14 protein-coding genes are annotated in these 16,339 nt (G+C 70.2%); 3 read left to right on the plus strand and 11 right to left on the minus strand.

What is annotated here, in order from left to right; translation table 11 throughout:
* Positions 1-92: 92 nt before the first annotated feature.
* The 3 genes from MOJ79_RS00365 to MOJ79_RS00375 are packed head-to-tail and all read right to left on the minus strand — an operon-like array spanning position 93 to position 4,943.
* A complete protein-coding gene (locus MOJ79_RS00365; RefSeq protein ID WP_241922359.1) occupies positions 93-1,715 on the minus strand; it encodes a SpoVR family protein in 1,623 nt (540 codons plus the stop codon).
* Positions 1,716-1,723: 8 nt separating this feature from the next.
* Complete coding sequence (locus MOJ79_RS00370; RefSeq protein ID WP_241922360.1) at positions 1,724-3,001, minus strand: YeaH/YhbH family protein; 1,278 nt, start codon at positions 2,999-3,001, stop codon at positions 1,724-1,726.
* Positions 3,002-3,020: 19 nt separating this feature from the next.
* Positions 3,021-4,943, minus strand: coding sequence for a PrkA family serine protein kinase (locus MOJ79_RS00375; protein WP_241922361.1), 1,923 nt, complete (start codon positions 4,941-4,943; stop codon positions 3,021-3,023).
* Between the two features lie 590 nt (positions 4,944-5,533).
* Between MOJ79_RS00375 and MOJ79_RS00380 the strand changes: the two genes are divergently transcribed.
* A complete protein-coding gene (locus tag MOJ79_RS00380) occupies positions 5,534-6,532 on the plus strand; it encodes a hypothetical protein (RefSeq protein ID WP_241922362.1) in 999 nt (332 codons plus the stop codon).
* Here MOJ79_RS00380 and MOJ79_RS00385 read toward each other — a convergent pair.
* Together MOJ79_RS00385 and MOJ79_RS00390 are read right to left on the minus strand one after the other, a co-directional pair.
* Positions 6,522-7,265, minus strand: a complete 744-nt coding sequence (locus tag MOJ79_RS00385) for a class I SAM-dependent methyltransferase (RefSeq protein WP_241922363.1) — start codon at positions 7,263-7,265, stop codon at positions 6,522-6,524. The genes MOJ79_RS00380 and MOJ79_RS00385 overlap by 11 nt on opposite strands.
* 51 nt (positions 7,266-7,316) lie before the next feature.
* Positions 7,317-8,219 (minus strand): ParB/RepB/Spo0J family partition protein, encoded by a 903-nt coding sequence (locus MOJ79_RS00390; protein ID WP_241922364.1) that lies wholly within the window; start codon positions 8,217-8,219, stop codon positions 7,317-7,319.
* Between the two features lie 77 nt (positions 8,220-8,296).
* On the opposite strand from MOJ79_RS00390, the gene argC reads away from it, so the two are divergent.
* Positions 8,297-9,247 carry an N-acetyl-gamma-glutamyl-phosphate reductase gene (gene argC / locus MOJ79_RS00395; RefSeq protein WP_241922365.1) on the plus strand — a complete coding sequence of 317 codons (951 nt, stop codon included), beginning with the start codon at positions 8,297-8,299 and terminating at the stop codon, positions 9,245-9,247.
* Between the two features lie 44 nt (positions 9,248-9,291).
* On the opposite strand, the gene MOJ79_RS00400 is transcribed toward argC, so the two are convergent.
* The 5 genes from MOJ79_RS00400 to MOJ79_RS00420 form a co-directional block, all read right to left on the minus strand.
* A complete protein-coding gene (locus tag MOJ79_RS00400; RefSeq protein WP_241922366.1) occupies positions 9,292-10,068 on the minus strand; it encodes a ParA family protein in 777 nt (258 codons plus the stop codon).
* Between the two features lie 36 nt (positions 10,069-10,104).
* The gene (locus MOJ79_RS00405) at positions 10,105-10,716 is read right to left on the minus strand and encodes a LysE family transporter (RefSeq protein ID WP_241922367.1); all 612 of its coding nucleotides are present in this window, start codon (positions 10,714-10,716) and stop codon (positions 10,105-10,107) included.
* Between the two features lie 114 nt (positions 10,717-10,830).
* On the minus strand, positions 10,831-11,517 hold the full coding sequence (gene rsmG / locus MOJ79_RS00410; RefSeq protein WP_442863079.1) for a 16S rRNA (guanine(527)-N(7))-methyltransferase RsmG: 687 nt from the start codon (positions 11,515-11,517) through the stop codon (positions 10,831-10,833).
* A complete protein-coding gene (gene mnmG / locus MOJ79_RS00415; protein ID WP_241922368.1) occupies positions 11,514-13,505 on the minus strand; it encodes a tRNA uridine-5-carboxymethylaminomethyl(34) synthesis enzyme MnmG in 1,992 nt (663 codons plus the stop codon). The genes rsmG and mnmG overlap by 4 nt, the downstream gene beginning before the upstream one ends.
* A gap of 49 nt (positions 13,506-13,554) precedes the next feature.
* Entirely contained in the window at positions 13,555-13,782 is a 228-nt protein-coding gene (locus MOJ79_RS00420) for a DUF2061 domain-containing protein (protein WP_241922369.1), read from the minus strand.
* 120 nt (positions 13,783-13,902) lie between these two features.
* Here MOJ79_RS00420 and MOJ79_RS00425 point away from each other — a divergent pair, with 120 nt between their 5' ends.
* Positions 13,903-14,163: a YkgJ family cysteine cluster protein gene (locus tag MOJ79_RS00425; protein WP_241922370.1), complete on the plus strand. Its 261-nt coding sequence runs from the start codon at positions 13,903-13,905 to the stop codon at positions 14,161-14,163.
* Positions 14,164-14,178: 15 nt separating this feature from the next.
* Here MOJ79_RS00425 and MOJ79_RS00430 read toward each other — a convergent pair whose 3' ends face one another.
* Positions 14,179-16,326, minus strand: a complete 2,148-nt coding sequence (locus tag MOJ79_RS00430) for a peptidase domain-containing ABC transporter (protein ID WP_241922371.1) — start codon at positions 16,324-16,326, stop codon at positions 14,179-14,181.
* Positions 16,327-16,339 lie beyond the last annotated feature (13 nt).

A 16,339-nucleotide genomic window follows, 5' to 3' on the forward strand; every position in this document is an offset into this window, starting at 1 on the left:
CTCGGCGATGGCAGGTGGCGCGTGGGAGACGGTACGGCCCCGTCGTTCCGCCGGCCATCGGTGTGGGGATTGTAGGCTGGCGCGGCGCCGGCTCACCCGTGCGGCGGCGCGGGCACCGACCAGCGCTTGGTCACCTCGCCGCGCGCGTTGACGCTCTCGAGCGAGACCGGAAAGCCCCACAGCCGCGCGACGTGCTTGAGCACTTCGTGCGCGCTGTCGGCGAGCGGGCGGTCGTTGTGCTGCATGTGGCGCAGCGTCAGCGACCGGTCGCCCCTCAGGTTGACGTTCCAGACCTGGATGTTCGGCTCGCGCGAGCCGAGGTCGTACTGGCGCGACAGCGCCTCGCGCACGCGGCGGTAGCCGCTGTCGTCGTGGATCGCGCTGACCTCGAGCTCGGGCTCGTCCTCGTCGTCGGTGATCGCGAACAGGCGGAACTCGCGCATCAGCTTCGGGCTCAGGTACTGCCCGATGAAACTCTCGTCCTTGAAGTTGCGCATCGCGTGGTCGAGCGTGGGCAGCCACGGCTTGCCGGCGATGTCGGGGAACCAGTGCCGGTCCTCGTCGGTGGGCGCCTCGCAGATGCGCTGGATGTCGTTGTACATCGCGAAGCCGAGCGCATAGGGGTTGATCCCCGAGTACGCGCGGTGCCCCACCGGTGGCTGGTAGATGACGTTGGTGTGCGACTTCAGCCACTCGATCATCACGCCGTCGGTGAGCCAGCCATCGTCGTACATCGTGTTGAGCAGCTTGTAGTGCCAGAACGTGGCCCAGCCCTCGTTCATCACCTGCGTCTGGCGCTGCGGATAGAAGTACTGCGCGATCTTGCGCACGATGCGCACGATCTCGCGCTGCCACGGCTCGAGCAGCGGCGCGTTCTTCTCGATGAAGTACAGCAGGTTCTCCTGCGGCTCCTCGGGGAAGCGCCGGCTGTCGGTGCCCACGGCCTCCTTCTCGGCGCGCCGCGGCAGCGTGCGCCACAGGTCGTTGACCTGTTGCTGCGCGTAGGCCTCGCGGTCCTTGCGTTCGGCGAGCTCCTGCGCCAGCGTCTTGCGCTGCGGGCGGCGGTAGCGGTCGACGCCGTGGTTGGCCAGCGCGTGGCACGAGTCGAGGAACTCCTCGACCTTGTCGAGGCCGTGGCGCTCCTCGCACTCGGCGACGTAGTTCTTCGCATAGACCAGGTAGTCGATGATCGCCGACGCGTCGGTCCACATGCGAAACAGGTAGTTGCCCTTGAAGAAGCTGTTGTGGCCATAGGCCGCATGCGCGATCACGAGCGCCTGCATCGCCAGCGTGTTCTCCTCCATCAGGTAGGAGATGCACGGGTTCGAGTTGATGACGATCTCGTACGCGAGGCCCATGTGCCCGCGGCGGTACTGCTTCTCGGTGGCAATGAACTCCTTGCCGTAGCTCCAGTGGCGGTAGTTCACCGGCATGCCGACCGACGCGTAGGCGTCCATCATCTGCTCGGCGGTGATGATTTCGAGCTGGTTCGGGTACGTGTCGAGGCCGTAGCGCTCGGCGGTCGCGCGGATCACGTCGTGGTAGCGCTCGATCAGCTCGAACGTCCAGTCGCTCGGCCCCGGCAGCGGCTCGGCGGCGCGACCGGGCGACGGCCGCGGCGCCTGCAGGCGCGCGCCGGCGTGGCGCCGGTCGCCGACGGGCGGGATGCGCGACGGGTCGCTGGCGCGGCGGCGTTCGATGCCGAGGTCGGTCATGGCGTGTCTCAGGCCGCGGCCTGCTCCTTCTTGAAGAGGTCACGGAACACGGGGTAGATCTGCGATGCGTCGGTGGCCTTGCGCATCGCGAAGTGGGGGTGCGTCGCGAGCAGCTGCGTGTACTCCTCCCACAGGTTCTGCTCCTCCTCGGCGACCTGCACGTAGGCGTAGTACCGGCACAGCGGCAGGATCTTCTGCGCCAGCAACTCGCGGCAGCGGCCGCTGTCGTGGTGCCAGTTGTCGCCGTCGCTGGCCTGCGCGCCGTAGATGTTCCACTCGCTCGGGCTGTAGCGCGCGCGGATGATCTCCTCCATCAGCACGAGCGCCGACGACACGACGGTGCCGCCGGTCTCGGTGGCGTGGAAGAAGTTCTGCTCGTCGACCTCCTGCGCCTGCGTGTGGTGGCGGATGAAGACGATGTCGATCTTCTCGTAGTGCTTGGTCAGGAACAGGTACAGCAGGATGAAGAAGCGCTTCGCGAGGTCCTTGCGCGCCTCGTCCATCGAGCCCGAGACGTCCATCAGGCAGAACATCACGGCCTTGGACGTCGGCACCGGCACGCGCACGCGGCTGCGGTAGCGCAGGTCGATCGGGTCGAGGTAGGGGATGCGCTCGAGCCTGCGGCGCAACGCCTCGATCTCGGCCTTCAGCGCGGCGATCTCCTCGTCGCGGCCATCGGGAAAGCGCTGCCATTCGGCCAGGCGCGCCTCCATCTCGCGAAGCTCGCGGCGGCTGCCCGAGCCGATCGCGATGCGGCGGCCGATCGCGCCGCGCATCGAGCGCACGACGTGCAGGTTGTTCGGCGTGCCGTCGCTCGTGAAGCCGGCGCGGTGGTACTTCCACTCCGGCGTCTCGGCGAGCTGCGTGCGCACGAGGTGCGGCAGCGCGAGGTCCTCGAAGAAGACCTGCATGAACTCTTCCTTGCTGAGCGTGAAGACGAAGTCGTCCTCGCCCTCGCCCGAGTCGCTCGCCTGCCCCTTGCCGCTGCCGCCGCCCCCGCCGCCTTTCGGCCGTTCGATGCGGTCGCCCTTGAGGTACTCGCGGTTGCCGGGGTGCACGATCTCGCGCACCCCGCCGGGGCCGTGGTGGAACACCGGCTCCGACAAGTCTTTCTTCGGGATCGAGATGTCCTCGGCGCGCTCCATGTCGCGGATGCCGCGACCGTCGACCGCGCGCCTGACCGCTTCGCGGATCTTGTCCTTGTAGCGGCGCAGGAAGCGCTCGCGGTTGCCGATCGACTTGTTCTTGCCAGCCAGACGCCGGTCGATGATGCTCTGCAAGGCCATCGGATCTCCTGCTCGGGACTCAGCTGGACTTCCTGACGCGCAGGTACCACTCGCACAGCAGCCGCACCTGCTTGGGCGTGTAGCCCTTGGCGACCATGCGCTGCACGAAGTCCTCGTGCTTCTTGGCCTCGTCGGCGCTGGCCTTGGCGTTGAAGCTGATCACCGGCAGCAGCTCCTCGGTGTTCGAGAACATCTTCTTCTCGATCACGGTGCGCAGCTTCTCGTAGCTGGTCCAGTTCGGGTTCTTGCCCTGGTTGTTCGCGCGCGCGCGCAGCACGAAGTTGACGATCTCGTTGCGGAAGTCCTTCGGGTTCGCGATGCCTGCGGGCTTCTCGATCTTCTCGAGCTCGGCGTTGAGCGCCGCACGGTCGAACACCTCGCCGGTGTCGGTGTCGCGGTATTCCTGGTCCTGGATCCAGTAGTCGGCGTAGGTGACGTAGCGGTCGAAGATGTTCTGGCCGTACTCGCTGTAGCTCTCCAGGTACGCGGTCTGGATCTCCTTGCCGATGAACTCGGCGTAGCGCGGCGCGAGCTGCTCCTTGATGAAGCCGATGTACTTCTGCTCGAGCTCGGGCGGGAACTGCTCGCGCTCGATCTGCTGCTCGAGCACGTACATCAAATGCACCGGGTTGGCGGCGACTTCGGTGCTGTCGAAGTTGAAGACCTTCGACAGGATCTTGAACGCGAAGCGCGTCGAGATGCCGCTCATGCCCTCGTCGACGCCGGCGTAGTCGCGGTACTCCTGGATGCTCTTGGCGCGCGGGTCGGTGTCCTTCAGGTTCTCGCCGTCGTAGACGAGCATCTTGCTGAAGATCGAGCTGTTCTCGGGCTCCTTCAGCCGCGTGAGCACGCTGAACTGCGCCATCATCTTCAGCGTCCCGGGCGCGCAGGTCGCCTCGGCGAGCGACGAGTTGCGGATCAGCTTCTCGTAGATCTTGATCTCCTCGCTGACGCGCAGGCAGTACGGCACCTTGACGATGTAGATGCGGTCGAGGAAGGCCTCGTTGTTCTTGTTGTTGCGGAAGGCCTTCCACTCGCTCTCGTTGCTGTGCGCGAGGATCACGCCGTCGAACGGGATCGCGCCGAAGCCCTCGGTGCCCTTGAAGTTGCCTTCTTGGGTCGCCGTCAGCAGCGGGTGCAGCACCTTGATCGGCGCCTTGAACATCTCGACGAACTCGAGCAGACCCTGGTTCGCGAGGCACAGGCCGCCCGAATAGCTGTACGCGTCGGGGTCGTCCTGCGCGTAGGTCTCGAGCTTGCGGATGTCGACCTTGCCGACGAGCGAGGAGATGTCCTGGTTGTTCTCGTCGCCGGGCTCGGTCTTCGCGATCGCGATCTGCTTGAGGATCGACGGATAGCGCTTGACGACGCGGAACTTGCGGATGTCGCCGCCGAACTCCTCGAGCCGCTTGACCGCCCAGGGGCTCAGGATGCGGTTGAGGTAGCGCTGCGGGATGCCGTATTCCTTTTCGAGGATCGGCCCGTCCTCGGCGGGGTCGAACAGCCCGAGCGGCGACTCGTTGACCGGCGAGCCCTTGATCGCATAGAACGGCACCTGCTCCATCAGGTGCTTGAGCCGCTCGGCAATCGAGCTCTTGCCACCACCCACGGGCCCGAGCAGGTAGAGGATCTGCTTCTTCTCCTCGAGCCCCTGCGCCGCGTGGCGGAAGTAGGACACGACCTGCTCGATCGCGTCTTCCATGCCGTAGAACTCGGCGAACGCCGGGTAGATCTTGATGACCTTGTTCGCGAAGATGCGCGACAGCCGCGGGTCGTTGCGCGTGTCGACCATCTGCGGCTCGCCGATCGCCTTGAGCATGCGCTCGGCGGCAGTGGCGTAGGCGAGCGGGTTGCGCTTGCACTCCGCGAGGTACTCCTCGAGCGAGAGCTCTTCCTCGCGCAAGCGCTCGTAGCGATCTTTCAGCCGGCTGATCACGTCCATGCGGACCTCCTGGTTCGGACGGCGCGCGGGCGGGTGCCTGCCCCCCGCGCGTCTGGGAAGTTCTGATGAAGTCCCGGCTGTACAGGCCCGGGCGCCATCAGAGCTTTCCGGTCAACGGCATGTGCGGTTCAGTATGGCGTCGTCTCCAGCTTCGTCGATTCGCCGCAGAGCGATCCCACAAGGAGTGGCGGCATAAGCCGCCAGTTCCTGGCGTTGCGTCAGCAAGGACCATGCCCTGCCAACGTACCCGACGTCAAGAGCGTGACCCCTGAGGCGTTAACGCAGCGCCCCACCCCGGGGCTGACAGCACCATCGCAGAACATGCCGCCCGACGCGTCGGGGCAAGCCGTGTCACGGTGCACCGCGATGGTCCGCGATGCGATGTCGCGCCGTCGATTCCCGAGTCCGTCGCCGGTCGCACGCTTGCCCGTCGCAGGCGCACCCCGCCCGCGTACAGATGCCTCGGCTCGCGGCGGTGGCGCTCGGCACGCCGCGCGCGGGCCTGTCGATAACGAACAACCATGAGCTTCGTGCCGCCGGCACCGCAACATCTGGCGCGGGCGGTTGCCGAACTCGGACGCCGACGCCCGGTGATCGTCTCGAAGGCGATCTACAACACGCAGGGCATCAAGGTCATCGAGGCCGGGGTCGCCGTCGACGAGCGGGTCTACGAGCGGATGGTCGCGCAGCCGCTGCGGCGCGACCGGCTGCTCGCCGCGATCGAGGCCGTGCCGCTGCCGCGGCCGATCGCGTTCCAGCTGACGCTGATGCACGAGCTGCAGCCGGCGCTGTTCCAGCACGCCGTGGCCGGCGCGCTGACAGCGGCATGGCTTGGCGACGAAGGGCTGGCCACACAGCAGGACCTCACGCAGATCGCCGCCGCGGCGCTGCTGCGCGACCTCGGCATGATGCACATCGACCCGGTGCTGCTGCAGCCGGCGGTGCCGCTGTCGCGCGACCAGCGGCGGCAGCTGTATGCGCATCCGCTGGTCAGCGCGATGCTGCTCGAGCGGCACCACCCCTTCATCATGCCGTGGGGCCGCGTGCTCGGCGCCGCCGACCTGGTGGCCGCCCAGCACGCGCTCGCCCCGGACCGATTCGAGTCGCGGCTGTCGCTGAAACTGCGCATGAGCTATCGCCGCCTCGACGCGACGCTGGTGCGGCGCCTGTTCCCGCTGCTCGCCCCCGGCGGCGCGCCAGCACGCGACGTGCCGCTGGGCACCGTCGTGCAGCGGCTGCAGACGCTGCAGCAGGTGCTGTCGAGCTGGCCGCCGGGCGCGGCCGGCCTCTCGGCCGAGCGGCAGCAGGTCGTGCGCGACATCGAGGAGCGCTGCCGCACGCTGATGCGCATGCTGGCCGGGGCCGGCGCCGCACCCGAGCAGTGGCCGATGCTCGTGGCCGGCGGCGTCGACCGCGAGCTCGCGTTCGAGCTGTCGCTGCTGGCCGAGGAGGCCGCGTGGCAGCTGCGCGCGATCGGCCGGCTGGCCCGGCGCCGCTGGCGGCTGGCGCCGGGTGAAACTTTTCCGGATGCGATGCAGGCCTGGCTCGACGACGCCGAGGCCGCCGTCGGGGACCCCGTCAGCGCGTAGCCGGCGGCGGCATCCGGTATACCCATACCGGCTTGCCGGGTACCGCCTGCAGCTGCGCTGCCGCGCGCCAGCCGGGAACCGCGAACTCGAGGCTGACGAGCCACGCGCCGGGGCGCAGCTCGCGTGCCGCCTTGGCCGCGGCGCGCGGCATGCTCTCGGGGCGCTGGAACAGGTAGACGAGGTCGAAGCCCGACCAGTCGGCCGCCCACAGGTCGCCGCGCCGCACGTCGGCGAAGCGGCAGCGCAGCCGCGCGAGCATCGCCAGCGGGCGGCTCCACTCGATGCCGGTGATCGCCGCGTGCGGGTACGCGTCGCGCAGCGCGAGCAGCCCGTCGCCGACGCCGCAGCCGGCGTCGAGCACGCGCGCGCCGTTCGGCAGCGGCGCGGCCGCCGCCAGCCCGTCGAGTGCGCCGCGCGGCGTCGGAAACAGCGGCGCGTCGTGCCAGCTGCGCAGCGGATACAGCAGCACGAGCAGCGCCAGCGGCAGCAGCCACGCCCAGCCCGGCAGCGCCGCGCCGCTGGCGGCCAGCGACAGCGGGAAGCCCGCGGCGACGATCAGCCGGCGCCAGCGCGTGCCCACCGTCAGCGCGAACAGGCCGCCGATCACGGTGCCGCCCGCCAGCGCCACGGCCGGCGCCGCACCGCCAAGCGCCAGCGCCGCATAACCGGCCCACGCGAGCAACCAAGCCGTCAGCGCCGGCACAGGCCAGCGCCAGAGCGAGCGCACGCTCACCGAAAACGCCCCTCGGCTCGACGGCCCCGCCGCCGCGACACGCGAGGCAACTCAGCCCTCGTGCACGCCGAGCCGCTCGAGCAGCCCGTGCAATTCGTCGAGCGAGCCGAAGCGGATCGCCACTTCGCCCGCCTGGCGGCCCTTGCCCTTGCGCTGCAGGCGGATCTCGACCGGCGCGGCGAGCCGGTCGGCGAGCTGCTCCTCGAGCCGCACGACATCGCGCGGCTTGGCCGCGGCGGCCTTGGCCGGCGAACGGCCCGCGGCGCCGGCGCGTGGCGGTGCCTGCATGCGCGCGACCAGCTGCTCGGCCTCGCGCACCGACATCTTCTTGGCCGCGATCTGGTTCGCCGCGAGGATTTGCTGCGCCGCGTCGAGCGCGAGCAGCGCGCGCGCGTGGCCCATGTCGAGGTCGCCGGCGAGCAGCATCTGCTGCACCGGCGCGCTCAGGTTCAGCAGGCGCAGCAGGTTCGTCGCTGCGCTGCGCGAACGCCCGACCGCCTGCGCCGCCTGCTCGTGCGTGAGGCCGAACTCGCCGACCAGCCGCTGCAGGCCCTGCGCCTCTTCGAGCGGGTTCAGGTCCTCGCGCTGCATGTTCTCGATCAGCGCCATCACGGCCGCGGTCTCGTCGGGCACGTCCCTGACGAGCACCGGCACCTCGTCGAGGCCGGCGAGCTGCGCGGCGCGGTAGCGCCGCTCGCCGGCGATGATCTCGAAGCCGTGCGGCGCGACCGGGCGCACGAGGATCGGCTGCATCACGCCCTGGCTGCGGATGCTCTCGGCCAGCTCGTACAGCGCGCCCTCGTCCATGCGCGTGCGCGGCTGGTACTTGCCCGGCTGCAGCTGCGACAGCTTCAGCGTCGACGGCGCGCCGGCGGGTGCCGGCGCGTCGCTGACCTTGGGCCCGAGCAGCGCTTCGAGGCCCAGCCCGAGCCCCTTGGGTTTCTTCGTCGCCATGCGCCGATTGTCGGGGATCGCCGCGCGCGGTTTATGCTCGCCGCCTGGCGGCGCGGCGCCGCAGCGAAGGACAGGAGATGGCGAGCAAGCACGTGGTCTATGTCGACGGCCAAGAAGGCACGACGGGCCTGCGCATCCACGAGGTGCTGGCGGCGCGCAGCGACGTCGAACTGCTGAAGATCGACCCCGAGCGGCGCAAGGACCCGGCCGAGCGCGCCCGCCTGCTCAACGCCGCCGACGTCGCGTTCCTGTGCCTGCCCGACGCCGCGGCGCGCGAGGCGGTCGAGCTGGTGACGAACCCGCGTACCTGCCTGATCGACGCCAGCACCGCACACCGCACCGCCTCCGGCTGGGTCTACGGCTTCCCGGAACTGGCGCCGGGCCAGCGCGAGCGGCTGCGCGCAGGCAAGCGCATCGCGAACCCCGGCTGCCACGCGACGGCCTTCGTCGCGCTGCTGCGCCCGCTCGTCGACGCCGGGCTGGTGCCGCACGCGCTGCCGGTGGCGGCCACGTCGCTGACCGGCTTCTCGGGCGGCGGCAAAAAGATGATCGAGCAGTACGCCGCCGGTGGCGACGCGCGGCTGCAGGCGCCGCGCCCGTACGCGCTGTCGCTTGCGCACAAGCACATTCCCGAGATGGTGGCGCACACGGGGCTGCACGCGCGGCCGATGTTCCTGCCCGTCGTGGGCCCGTTCTACAAGGGCTTGGCGGTGAGTGTGCCCTTGCACTACACGCAATTGCCGGGCGGCGTCGACGCCGCCGCGCTGCACGCGGCGCTGCAACACCGCTACGCCGGCGAGCGCTTCGTGCGCGTGATGCCGCTGTCGGACCCGGCGACGCTGGCCGACGGCTTCTTCGACGTGCAGGGCTGCAACGACACGAACCGCCTCGACATCTTCGTCTTCGGCGCTGCCGACCAGGCGTTACTCGTCGCGCGGCTCGACAACCTCGGCAAGGGCGCGAGCGGCGCCGCGGTGCAGTGCATGAACGTGCACCTCGGCGTCGACGAGGGCCTGGGGCTCGCGTAGAACTCGCTGAGAACGTTGGGGACGAAGCCGCCAGCGGCGGCCCGTCACTTCAGCGTCGCCAGACGCTGCACCAGTTCGCGCGCGAACTCGAGGTAGGCCTGCGCCCCCTTGGCCGCCGGGTCGAACACGACACCGGGCTGGCCGTAGCTCGGCGCCTCGGCCAGGCGCACGTTGCGCGGGATCACGGTATCGAACACCTTGTCGCCGAAGTGCGTCTTGAGCTGGTCGCTGACCTGCTGCTGCAGCGTGATGCGCGGGTCGAACATCACGCGCAGCAGCCCGATGACCTGCAGGTCGCGGTTCAGGTTGGCGTGGATCTGGCGGATCGTGTTGACCAAGTCCGACAGCCCCTCGAGCGCGAAGTACTCGCACTGCATCGGCACGATGACGCCGTGCGCGCTGACCAGCCCGTTGATCGTCAGCAGGTTCAGCGTCGGCGGGCAGTCGATCAGCACGACGTCGTAGTCGTCGCGTGCCGCCGCCAGCGCGCGGCGCAGCCGCTCGTTGCGGTGCTCGAGCCCGACGAGCTCGACCTCGGCGCCGGCGAGCTCGCGGTTGGCCGGCAGCAGGTCGTAGCCGGCGCCATCGGCGCGCCGCCGCGCCTCGGCGACCGTCGCGGTCTCGAGCAGCACGTCGTAGACGCTCGACTCGAGCGTGCGCTTGTCGATGCCGGAACCCATCGTCGCGTTGCCCTGCGGGTCGAGGTCGACGACGAGCACGCGCTGCCCGAGCCGCGCGAGCCCGGCGGCGAGGTTGACGGTGGTCGTCGTCTTGCCGACGCCGCCTTTCTGGTTGGCGATGCAGAAGATGCGCGAGGACATGGACAGGGGCTGCGGGGGCTTCGGAGGGAAGGCGGGTCAGGGTGCGGCCAGGCGCAGGCCGAAGCCGACGAGCGCGACGCCGGCGGCGCGCTCGAGGCCGTGCGCGAGCCGCTGGTGGCGGCGCACCTGCGCACTGACGGCGCGGGCGAACGCGCACAGCAGCAGGCCGTACGCAGCGGTGAGCAGGGCGATCGTCACGGCCATCGCGGCGAAGGTCGGCGCGCCGCGGTGTGTCGCGGGGTCGATGAACAGCGGGAAGAAGGCCATGTAGAAAACGATAGCCTTCGGGTTGAGCAGCGTGATCAGCAACGCCTGCCGCGCATAGTGGCCGGCATGGATCGCGACCGGCGAACTCGCGCCGGGCCGGGCGAACAGCAGCCTGAGCCCGATCCAGGCCAGGTACGCGGCGCCGAGGTACTGCACCGCCTGGAACAGCGCGGGGTGCGCCGCAAGCAGCGCGGCGACGCCGGCCACCGCGAGCCACAGCAGCACCTGGTCGCCGACGATGACGCCGGCCGTCGCCGCCGCACCGGCCCTGAAGCCGCCCTTGCCGGTCGACGTCAGCAGCGCGAACGTGCCCGGCCCGGGCAGTGCGAGGAAGACCAGGATCGCGAGGCAGAACGCGGGGTAGTCGGCGATGCCGAACATCGTGAAGGCCTTGAGCTACGGAGGGAGGGCCGGCGTTGCGCGCCGGGCGCGAGGGTATCGCGTTTCGGGGCCGCGCCGGCGCCTCGCGGCGCCGGAACCGGCCGGTGGGCGTCGTCAGCCGGCTCCCGTGTGGCGCGGACGCATCCACACCAGGCAGCGTTCGGCGTCGAGGCCGGGCACCGCCAGCGGTTCCACGTGAAACACGTCGATGTCGGGCGGCAGCGCGGCGATCTCGTCGTCGGGACGGCGCCCCTTCAGCGCGAGCCAGACGCCGCCGGCCGCGACGTGCCCGCGCGTCAGCGCCGCGAAGTCGGCCAGCGTCGCGAACGCGCGGCACGCGACGACGTCGAAGCGGCCGTCGAGCGCCTCGACGCGCGCGTGCACGCCGCGCAGGTTCGGCAGCCGCAGCTCGGCCGCCACCTGCTGGACGAACGCCGCCTTCTTGCCAACCGTGTCGACGCAAACAATCTGCAGCGCCGGCAGCATCACGGCCCATACGACGCCCGGCAGGCCACCGCCGCTGCCAACGTCGAGCAGCCGCATCGGCTCGTGCTCACCGTGAACGTCCAGCCAGCGCTGCAGCGGCGGCACCGCCGCCAGACAGTCGGCGAGGTGGTGCGTCAGCACCTGCGACGGTTCGCGGATCGAGGTCAGGTTGTAGGTGCGGTTCCAGCGCAGCAGCAGCTGCCCGAAGGCCGCCAGCCTCTCGCACTGGGCCGGCGTCGGCGCCAGCCCGAGCGCGGCCGCGACCCGCGCGACGGCTGCGGCGTCGATGCCAGGCCGCAGTTCGGCCGCGCTCACGCCGCGGCGTCGCTGGCCGCGCCCGGCGTGTCGTTGGCTGCCCACTCCTTCCAGCGGCCCTTGCGCAGGTGCACGAGCAGCAGCGACAGCGCCGCCGGCGTCACGCCCGAGATCCGCGACGCCTGCCCCAGTGTCTGCGGGCGGTGCTGGCTGAGCTTCTGGCGCACCTCGAACGACAGCGCGGCGACCTGGTCGTAGTCGAGGTCCGGCGGCAGCCGCAGGTGCTCGAGCGCCGCGGCGCGCGCGACGTCGGCCTGCTGCTTGTCGATGTAGCCGGCGTACTTGGTCGCGATCTCGACCTGCTCGATCACGGCGTCGGCCAGGTCGATGCCGAGCTCGGCGCGCCACGTTTCACGTGAAACCGTAGGCTGCGGCTCGCCACCACGCCGGGCGACGGCATCGGCGTGCAGCGCGACGACGGCGTCGTAGCCGACGCCGGGTCGCCGCAGCAGGTCGACCAGCGCGTACTCGCGCTCGATCGCCTTGCCCAGCAGCCGCTCGGCCAGCGCGGCGTCGACGATGCCGGGGTGCACCCAGGTCGACTTCAGGCGTTCGCTTTCACGGGCGATCGCGTCGCGCTTGCGGCAGAAGCGGTCCCAGCGCGCGTCGTCGACGAGGCCCAGCCGGCGCCCGGTCTCGGTCAGCCGCAGGTCGGCGTTGTCCTCGCGCAGCTGCAGCCGGTACTCGGCGCGGCTCGTGAACATCCGATACGGCTCGCTGACGCCGCGCGTGATCAAGTCGTCGACGAGCACGCCGAGGTACGCCTCGTCGCGCCCGGGCAGCCACGGCTCTCGCCCCTGCACCTGCAGCGCGGCGTTGACGCCGGCGAACAGGCCCTGCGCCGCCGCCTCCTCGTAGCCGGTCGTGCCATTGATCTGGCCGGCGAAGAACAGGCCGCGGATCGAGCGCGTCTCGAAGCTCGACGTCAGCGCGCGCGGGTCGAAGTAGTCGTACTCGATCGCGTAGCCGGGACGCAGGATGTGCGCCTGCTCGAGCCCGGGCATCGACCGCACCGCGGCGAGCTGGACGTCGAATGGCAGTGAGGTCGAAATGCCGTTCGGGTAGAACTCGTTCGTCGTCAGCCCTTCCGGCTCGAGGAAGATCTGGTGGCTCGCCTTGTCGGCGAAACGGTTGATCTTGTCCTCGATGCTCGGACAGTAGCGCGGGCCGACGCCCTCGATCTTGCCGGTGAACATCGGGCTGCGGTCGAACCCGCTGCGGATGATCTCGTGCGTGCGCTCGTTGGTGTGCGTGATCCAGCACGGCACCTGCCGCGGGTGCATCGCGCGATCGCCGATGAAGCTGAACACCGGCACCGGGTCGAGGTCGCCCGGCTGCTCAGTGAGCTTCGCAAAGTCGATCGTGCGCCCGTCGAGCCGCGGCGGCGTGCCGGTCTTCAGGCGCCCCTGCGGCAGCTTCAGCTCCTTCAGCCGCGCCGACAGCGTGACCGCCGGCGGGTCGCCGGCGCGGCCGGCGCTGTAGTGCTGCAGCCCGACGTGGATGCGCCCGTCGAGAAAGGTGCCGGCCGTCAGCACGACGGCGCGCGCGCGGAAGCGCACGCCGACCTGCGTCACCGCGCCGACGACGCGGTCGCCCTCGAGCATCAGGTCGTCGACCGCCTGCTGAAACAGCCACAGGTTGGGTTGGTTCTCGAGCCGGCGACGGATCGCCGCCTTGTAGAGCACGCGGTCGGCCTGCGCGCGCGTCGCGCGCACGGCAGGACCCTTGCTCGAATTGAGGATGCGGAACTGGATGCCGGCCTCGTCGGCGGCCAGCGCCATCGCGCCGCCGAGCGCGTCGACTTCCTTGACCAGGTGGCCCTTGCCGATCCCGCCGATCGACGGGTTGCAGCTCATCTGGCCGAGCGTCTCGATGTTGTGCGTCAGCAGCAGCGTCGCGCAGCCCATGCGCGCCGCGGCCAGCGCGGCTTCGGTGCCGGCATGGCCACCGCCGACGACGATGACGTCGAATTCCTTCGGATACAGCACGGCGCGGGGAGGCGCCGCCGGGCGGCGCAGAGCGGAGAGTGCCGCAATTTTAGGCGGCCACCTCCCGCGCCGCCCACCGGCGTCGCCGAAGGCCCTGCGCCCACCGCTTCCACGCCGGGTGGCCCCACCAGCGGTCGAAGAGGTAGTGCGCGACGGTATTGACCGCCGGCTCGACCAGCGTGATCGCGCCGGCGATGGCGACGTCGCCCGTCAGCGCGTAGCCGACACTGAACGCGATGCCGAGGTGGACGACGCCGAAGCTCAGCGACTTGACCATGGCAACTCCCGGTTGAGAACGATTCGCGTTCATCATATGACGATTGCTGCGCCCGATTCAATAGATAACGCCAATGTTGGGCTTCGATCACCACCACACCGCGCTGCCGACAATCACTCGATGGACTGCCGCCCCGGGTGTGGTGCCTGCTGCATCGCACCGTCGATCTCGTCGCCGCTGCCGGCGTGGCCCGCCGGCAAGCCGGCCGGTGTGCCCTGCCCGCACCTGAGCGACGAGCGGCGCTGCACGCTGTTCGGCGACCCGCGGCGGCCCGCCGTGTGTGCGTCGCTGCAGCCGGCCCCGGCGATGTGCGGCGCCTCGGCCGCCGAGGCAATGGCCACGCTGCAACGCTGGGAAGTGCTGACGGCGCCGCAGCGCTGAAGCGCCACAGCGGCGTCAGAGGCTGCGCCCGGTCGGCACCGAGCGCAGGTCCTGCGACACGCGCCCGTCGTGCAGCACGATCACGCGCGCCGCGCTGGCGATCGTCTCGGGCCGGTGCGCGACGATGATACGCGTCAATTCCAGCCTGCGGATCGCCTGGTTGACGAGCCGCTCGTGGTCGACGTCGAGCGCGCTGGTGGCCTCGTCGAGCAGCAGCACCTGCGGGCGCTTGTACAGCGCGCGTGCGAGCAGGATGCGCTGCTTCTGCCCGCCCGAGATGCTGGCACCCATGTCACCGACGAGCGTGTGGTAGCCCATCGGCATCGCCTCGATCTCGTCGTGCACCGCCGCCAGCCGCGCGCACTCCTCGATCCAGCCGTGGTCGGGCTCGGCGTCGAAGAAGCAGATGTTGTCGGCGATCGAACCGGCGAACAGCTGGTCGTCCTGCATCACGGTGCCGATCATCGTGCGCCAGCGCGCCAGCCCGAGCTGCGCCAGCGGCTTGCCGCCGACGCGGATCTCGCCCGTCGTCGGCGCGTGGATACCCACCATCAGCTTGAGCAGCGTCGTCTTGCCGCCGCCCGACGGGCCGACGATGGCCAGCGACTCACCCGGCTCGATCAGCAGGTTGACGCCGCGCAGCACCTCGGGCTCGGTGTCGGAGTAGCGGAAGCGCACGCCATGCAGCTCGATGCGCGCCGGCACGTCGCGCCGATGCGCCAAAGGCAGGTCCACCTCCCGTTCGGGTTCGGCGAGCACGATGTCGGCGAGCCGCTCGCCCTGCAGGCGCAGCATCTTCAGCTCGACGGCCTTGTCGATCAGGCCCGAGAAGCGCTGCGCGAACTGCTCCTTGTAGGCCAGGAATGCGAACAGCATGCCCACCGACAGCGACTGGTCGAGCACCAGCAGCGCACCGACCCACACCACCGCGACGCGCTCCAGCCCGAACAGCAGCCGGTGCGAGACGTGGAAGGCCAGGTCCAGCTTGCGCGTCGCCAGATCGGCGTTCATCGCGTCGACGACGAGGTTCATGAAGCGCGCCTGGCGGTCGGCCTGGCGGTTGAACAGCTTGATCGCCTGCACGCCACGCAGCGATTCGAGGAAGTGGCTCGACTGCTTGGCCTCGTGCACCAGTGCCTCCTCGGTCGCGTCGCGCAGCGGACGGAAGAAGACCCAGCGCAGTCCGCCGTAGAGCACCACCGCGCCGACCGCGATCAGCGTCAGCGTGACGCTGTAGACCGTCATCATCACGAGCGTCAGCACGACGAGCAGCCCGTCGAGCAGCGCCTCGATGAAGCTCGTCGTCAGCGTCTTCTGGATCTGCTGCACGGCGCCGAAGCGCGACCAGATGTCGCCGGTGTGACGGCGCTCGAACCACGCCACCGGCAGGCGCATCAGGTGCGCGAACACGTTGCCGAGCCACTGCAGGTTCAGCGTCGCCGACAGCACGAGCACCGCCCACGAGCGGATCGCCGCGGTGCCGACCTGGATCAGCACCAGCAACGCGAAGCCGACACCCAGCGTCAGCAGCAGGTCGCGGTCGGCGCTGACCAACACGCCGTCGACGACCCACTGCAGGTAGAACGGGCTCAGCAGCATGAACAGCTCGAGCGCGAGCGCGAGCACGAACACCTGCGCCAGCGAGCGCTTGAGCCCGCTCACGTGGCCGAGCAGCTGCGTCACGCGCACCTGCTGACGCTCTCGCTTCGGCGCGAAGTCGGCCATCGGCGCGAGCTCGAGCACGATGCCGGTGAAGTGGCGCGAGACCTCGTCGAGCTTCAGACGGCGGATGCCGCGCGCCGGGTCGTGGATCACCGCCACCCCGCGCCGCACCTCGACGAGCACGACGAAGTGGTTCAGGTCCCAGTGCAGGATGCACGGCGTCGCGAGGCCACCGAGGTGCTCGATCTCGGCGCGCAGCGCGCGCGACTGCAGGCGCAGCTGGTCGGCGAAGCGCACCAGGTCGGCCATCGTCGCGCCCTTGAGCGACAGCGAAAAGCGCCGGCGCAGCGTCGCGAGATCGGTGTCGTGACCGTGCGCGGCCGCGACCATCGCCAGGCACGCGAGGCCACACTCGGCGGCCTCGGTCTGCAGCACCATCGGCACGCGCTTCAGGCCCAGGCCCAGCGCCAAGTCCAGGTGCCAGCGCGCGCCGGCGCTCACGCGTGTCCCCAAC

This window comes from Calidifontimicrobium sp. SYSU G02091 (genome assembly GCF_022631395.1).
Classification (GTDB): Bacteria; Pseudomonadota; Gammaproteobacteria; order Burkholderiales; family Burkholderiaceae_C; genus Calidifontimicrobium; species Calidifontimicrobium sediminis.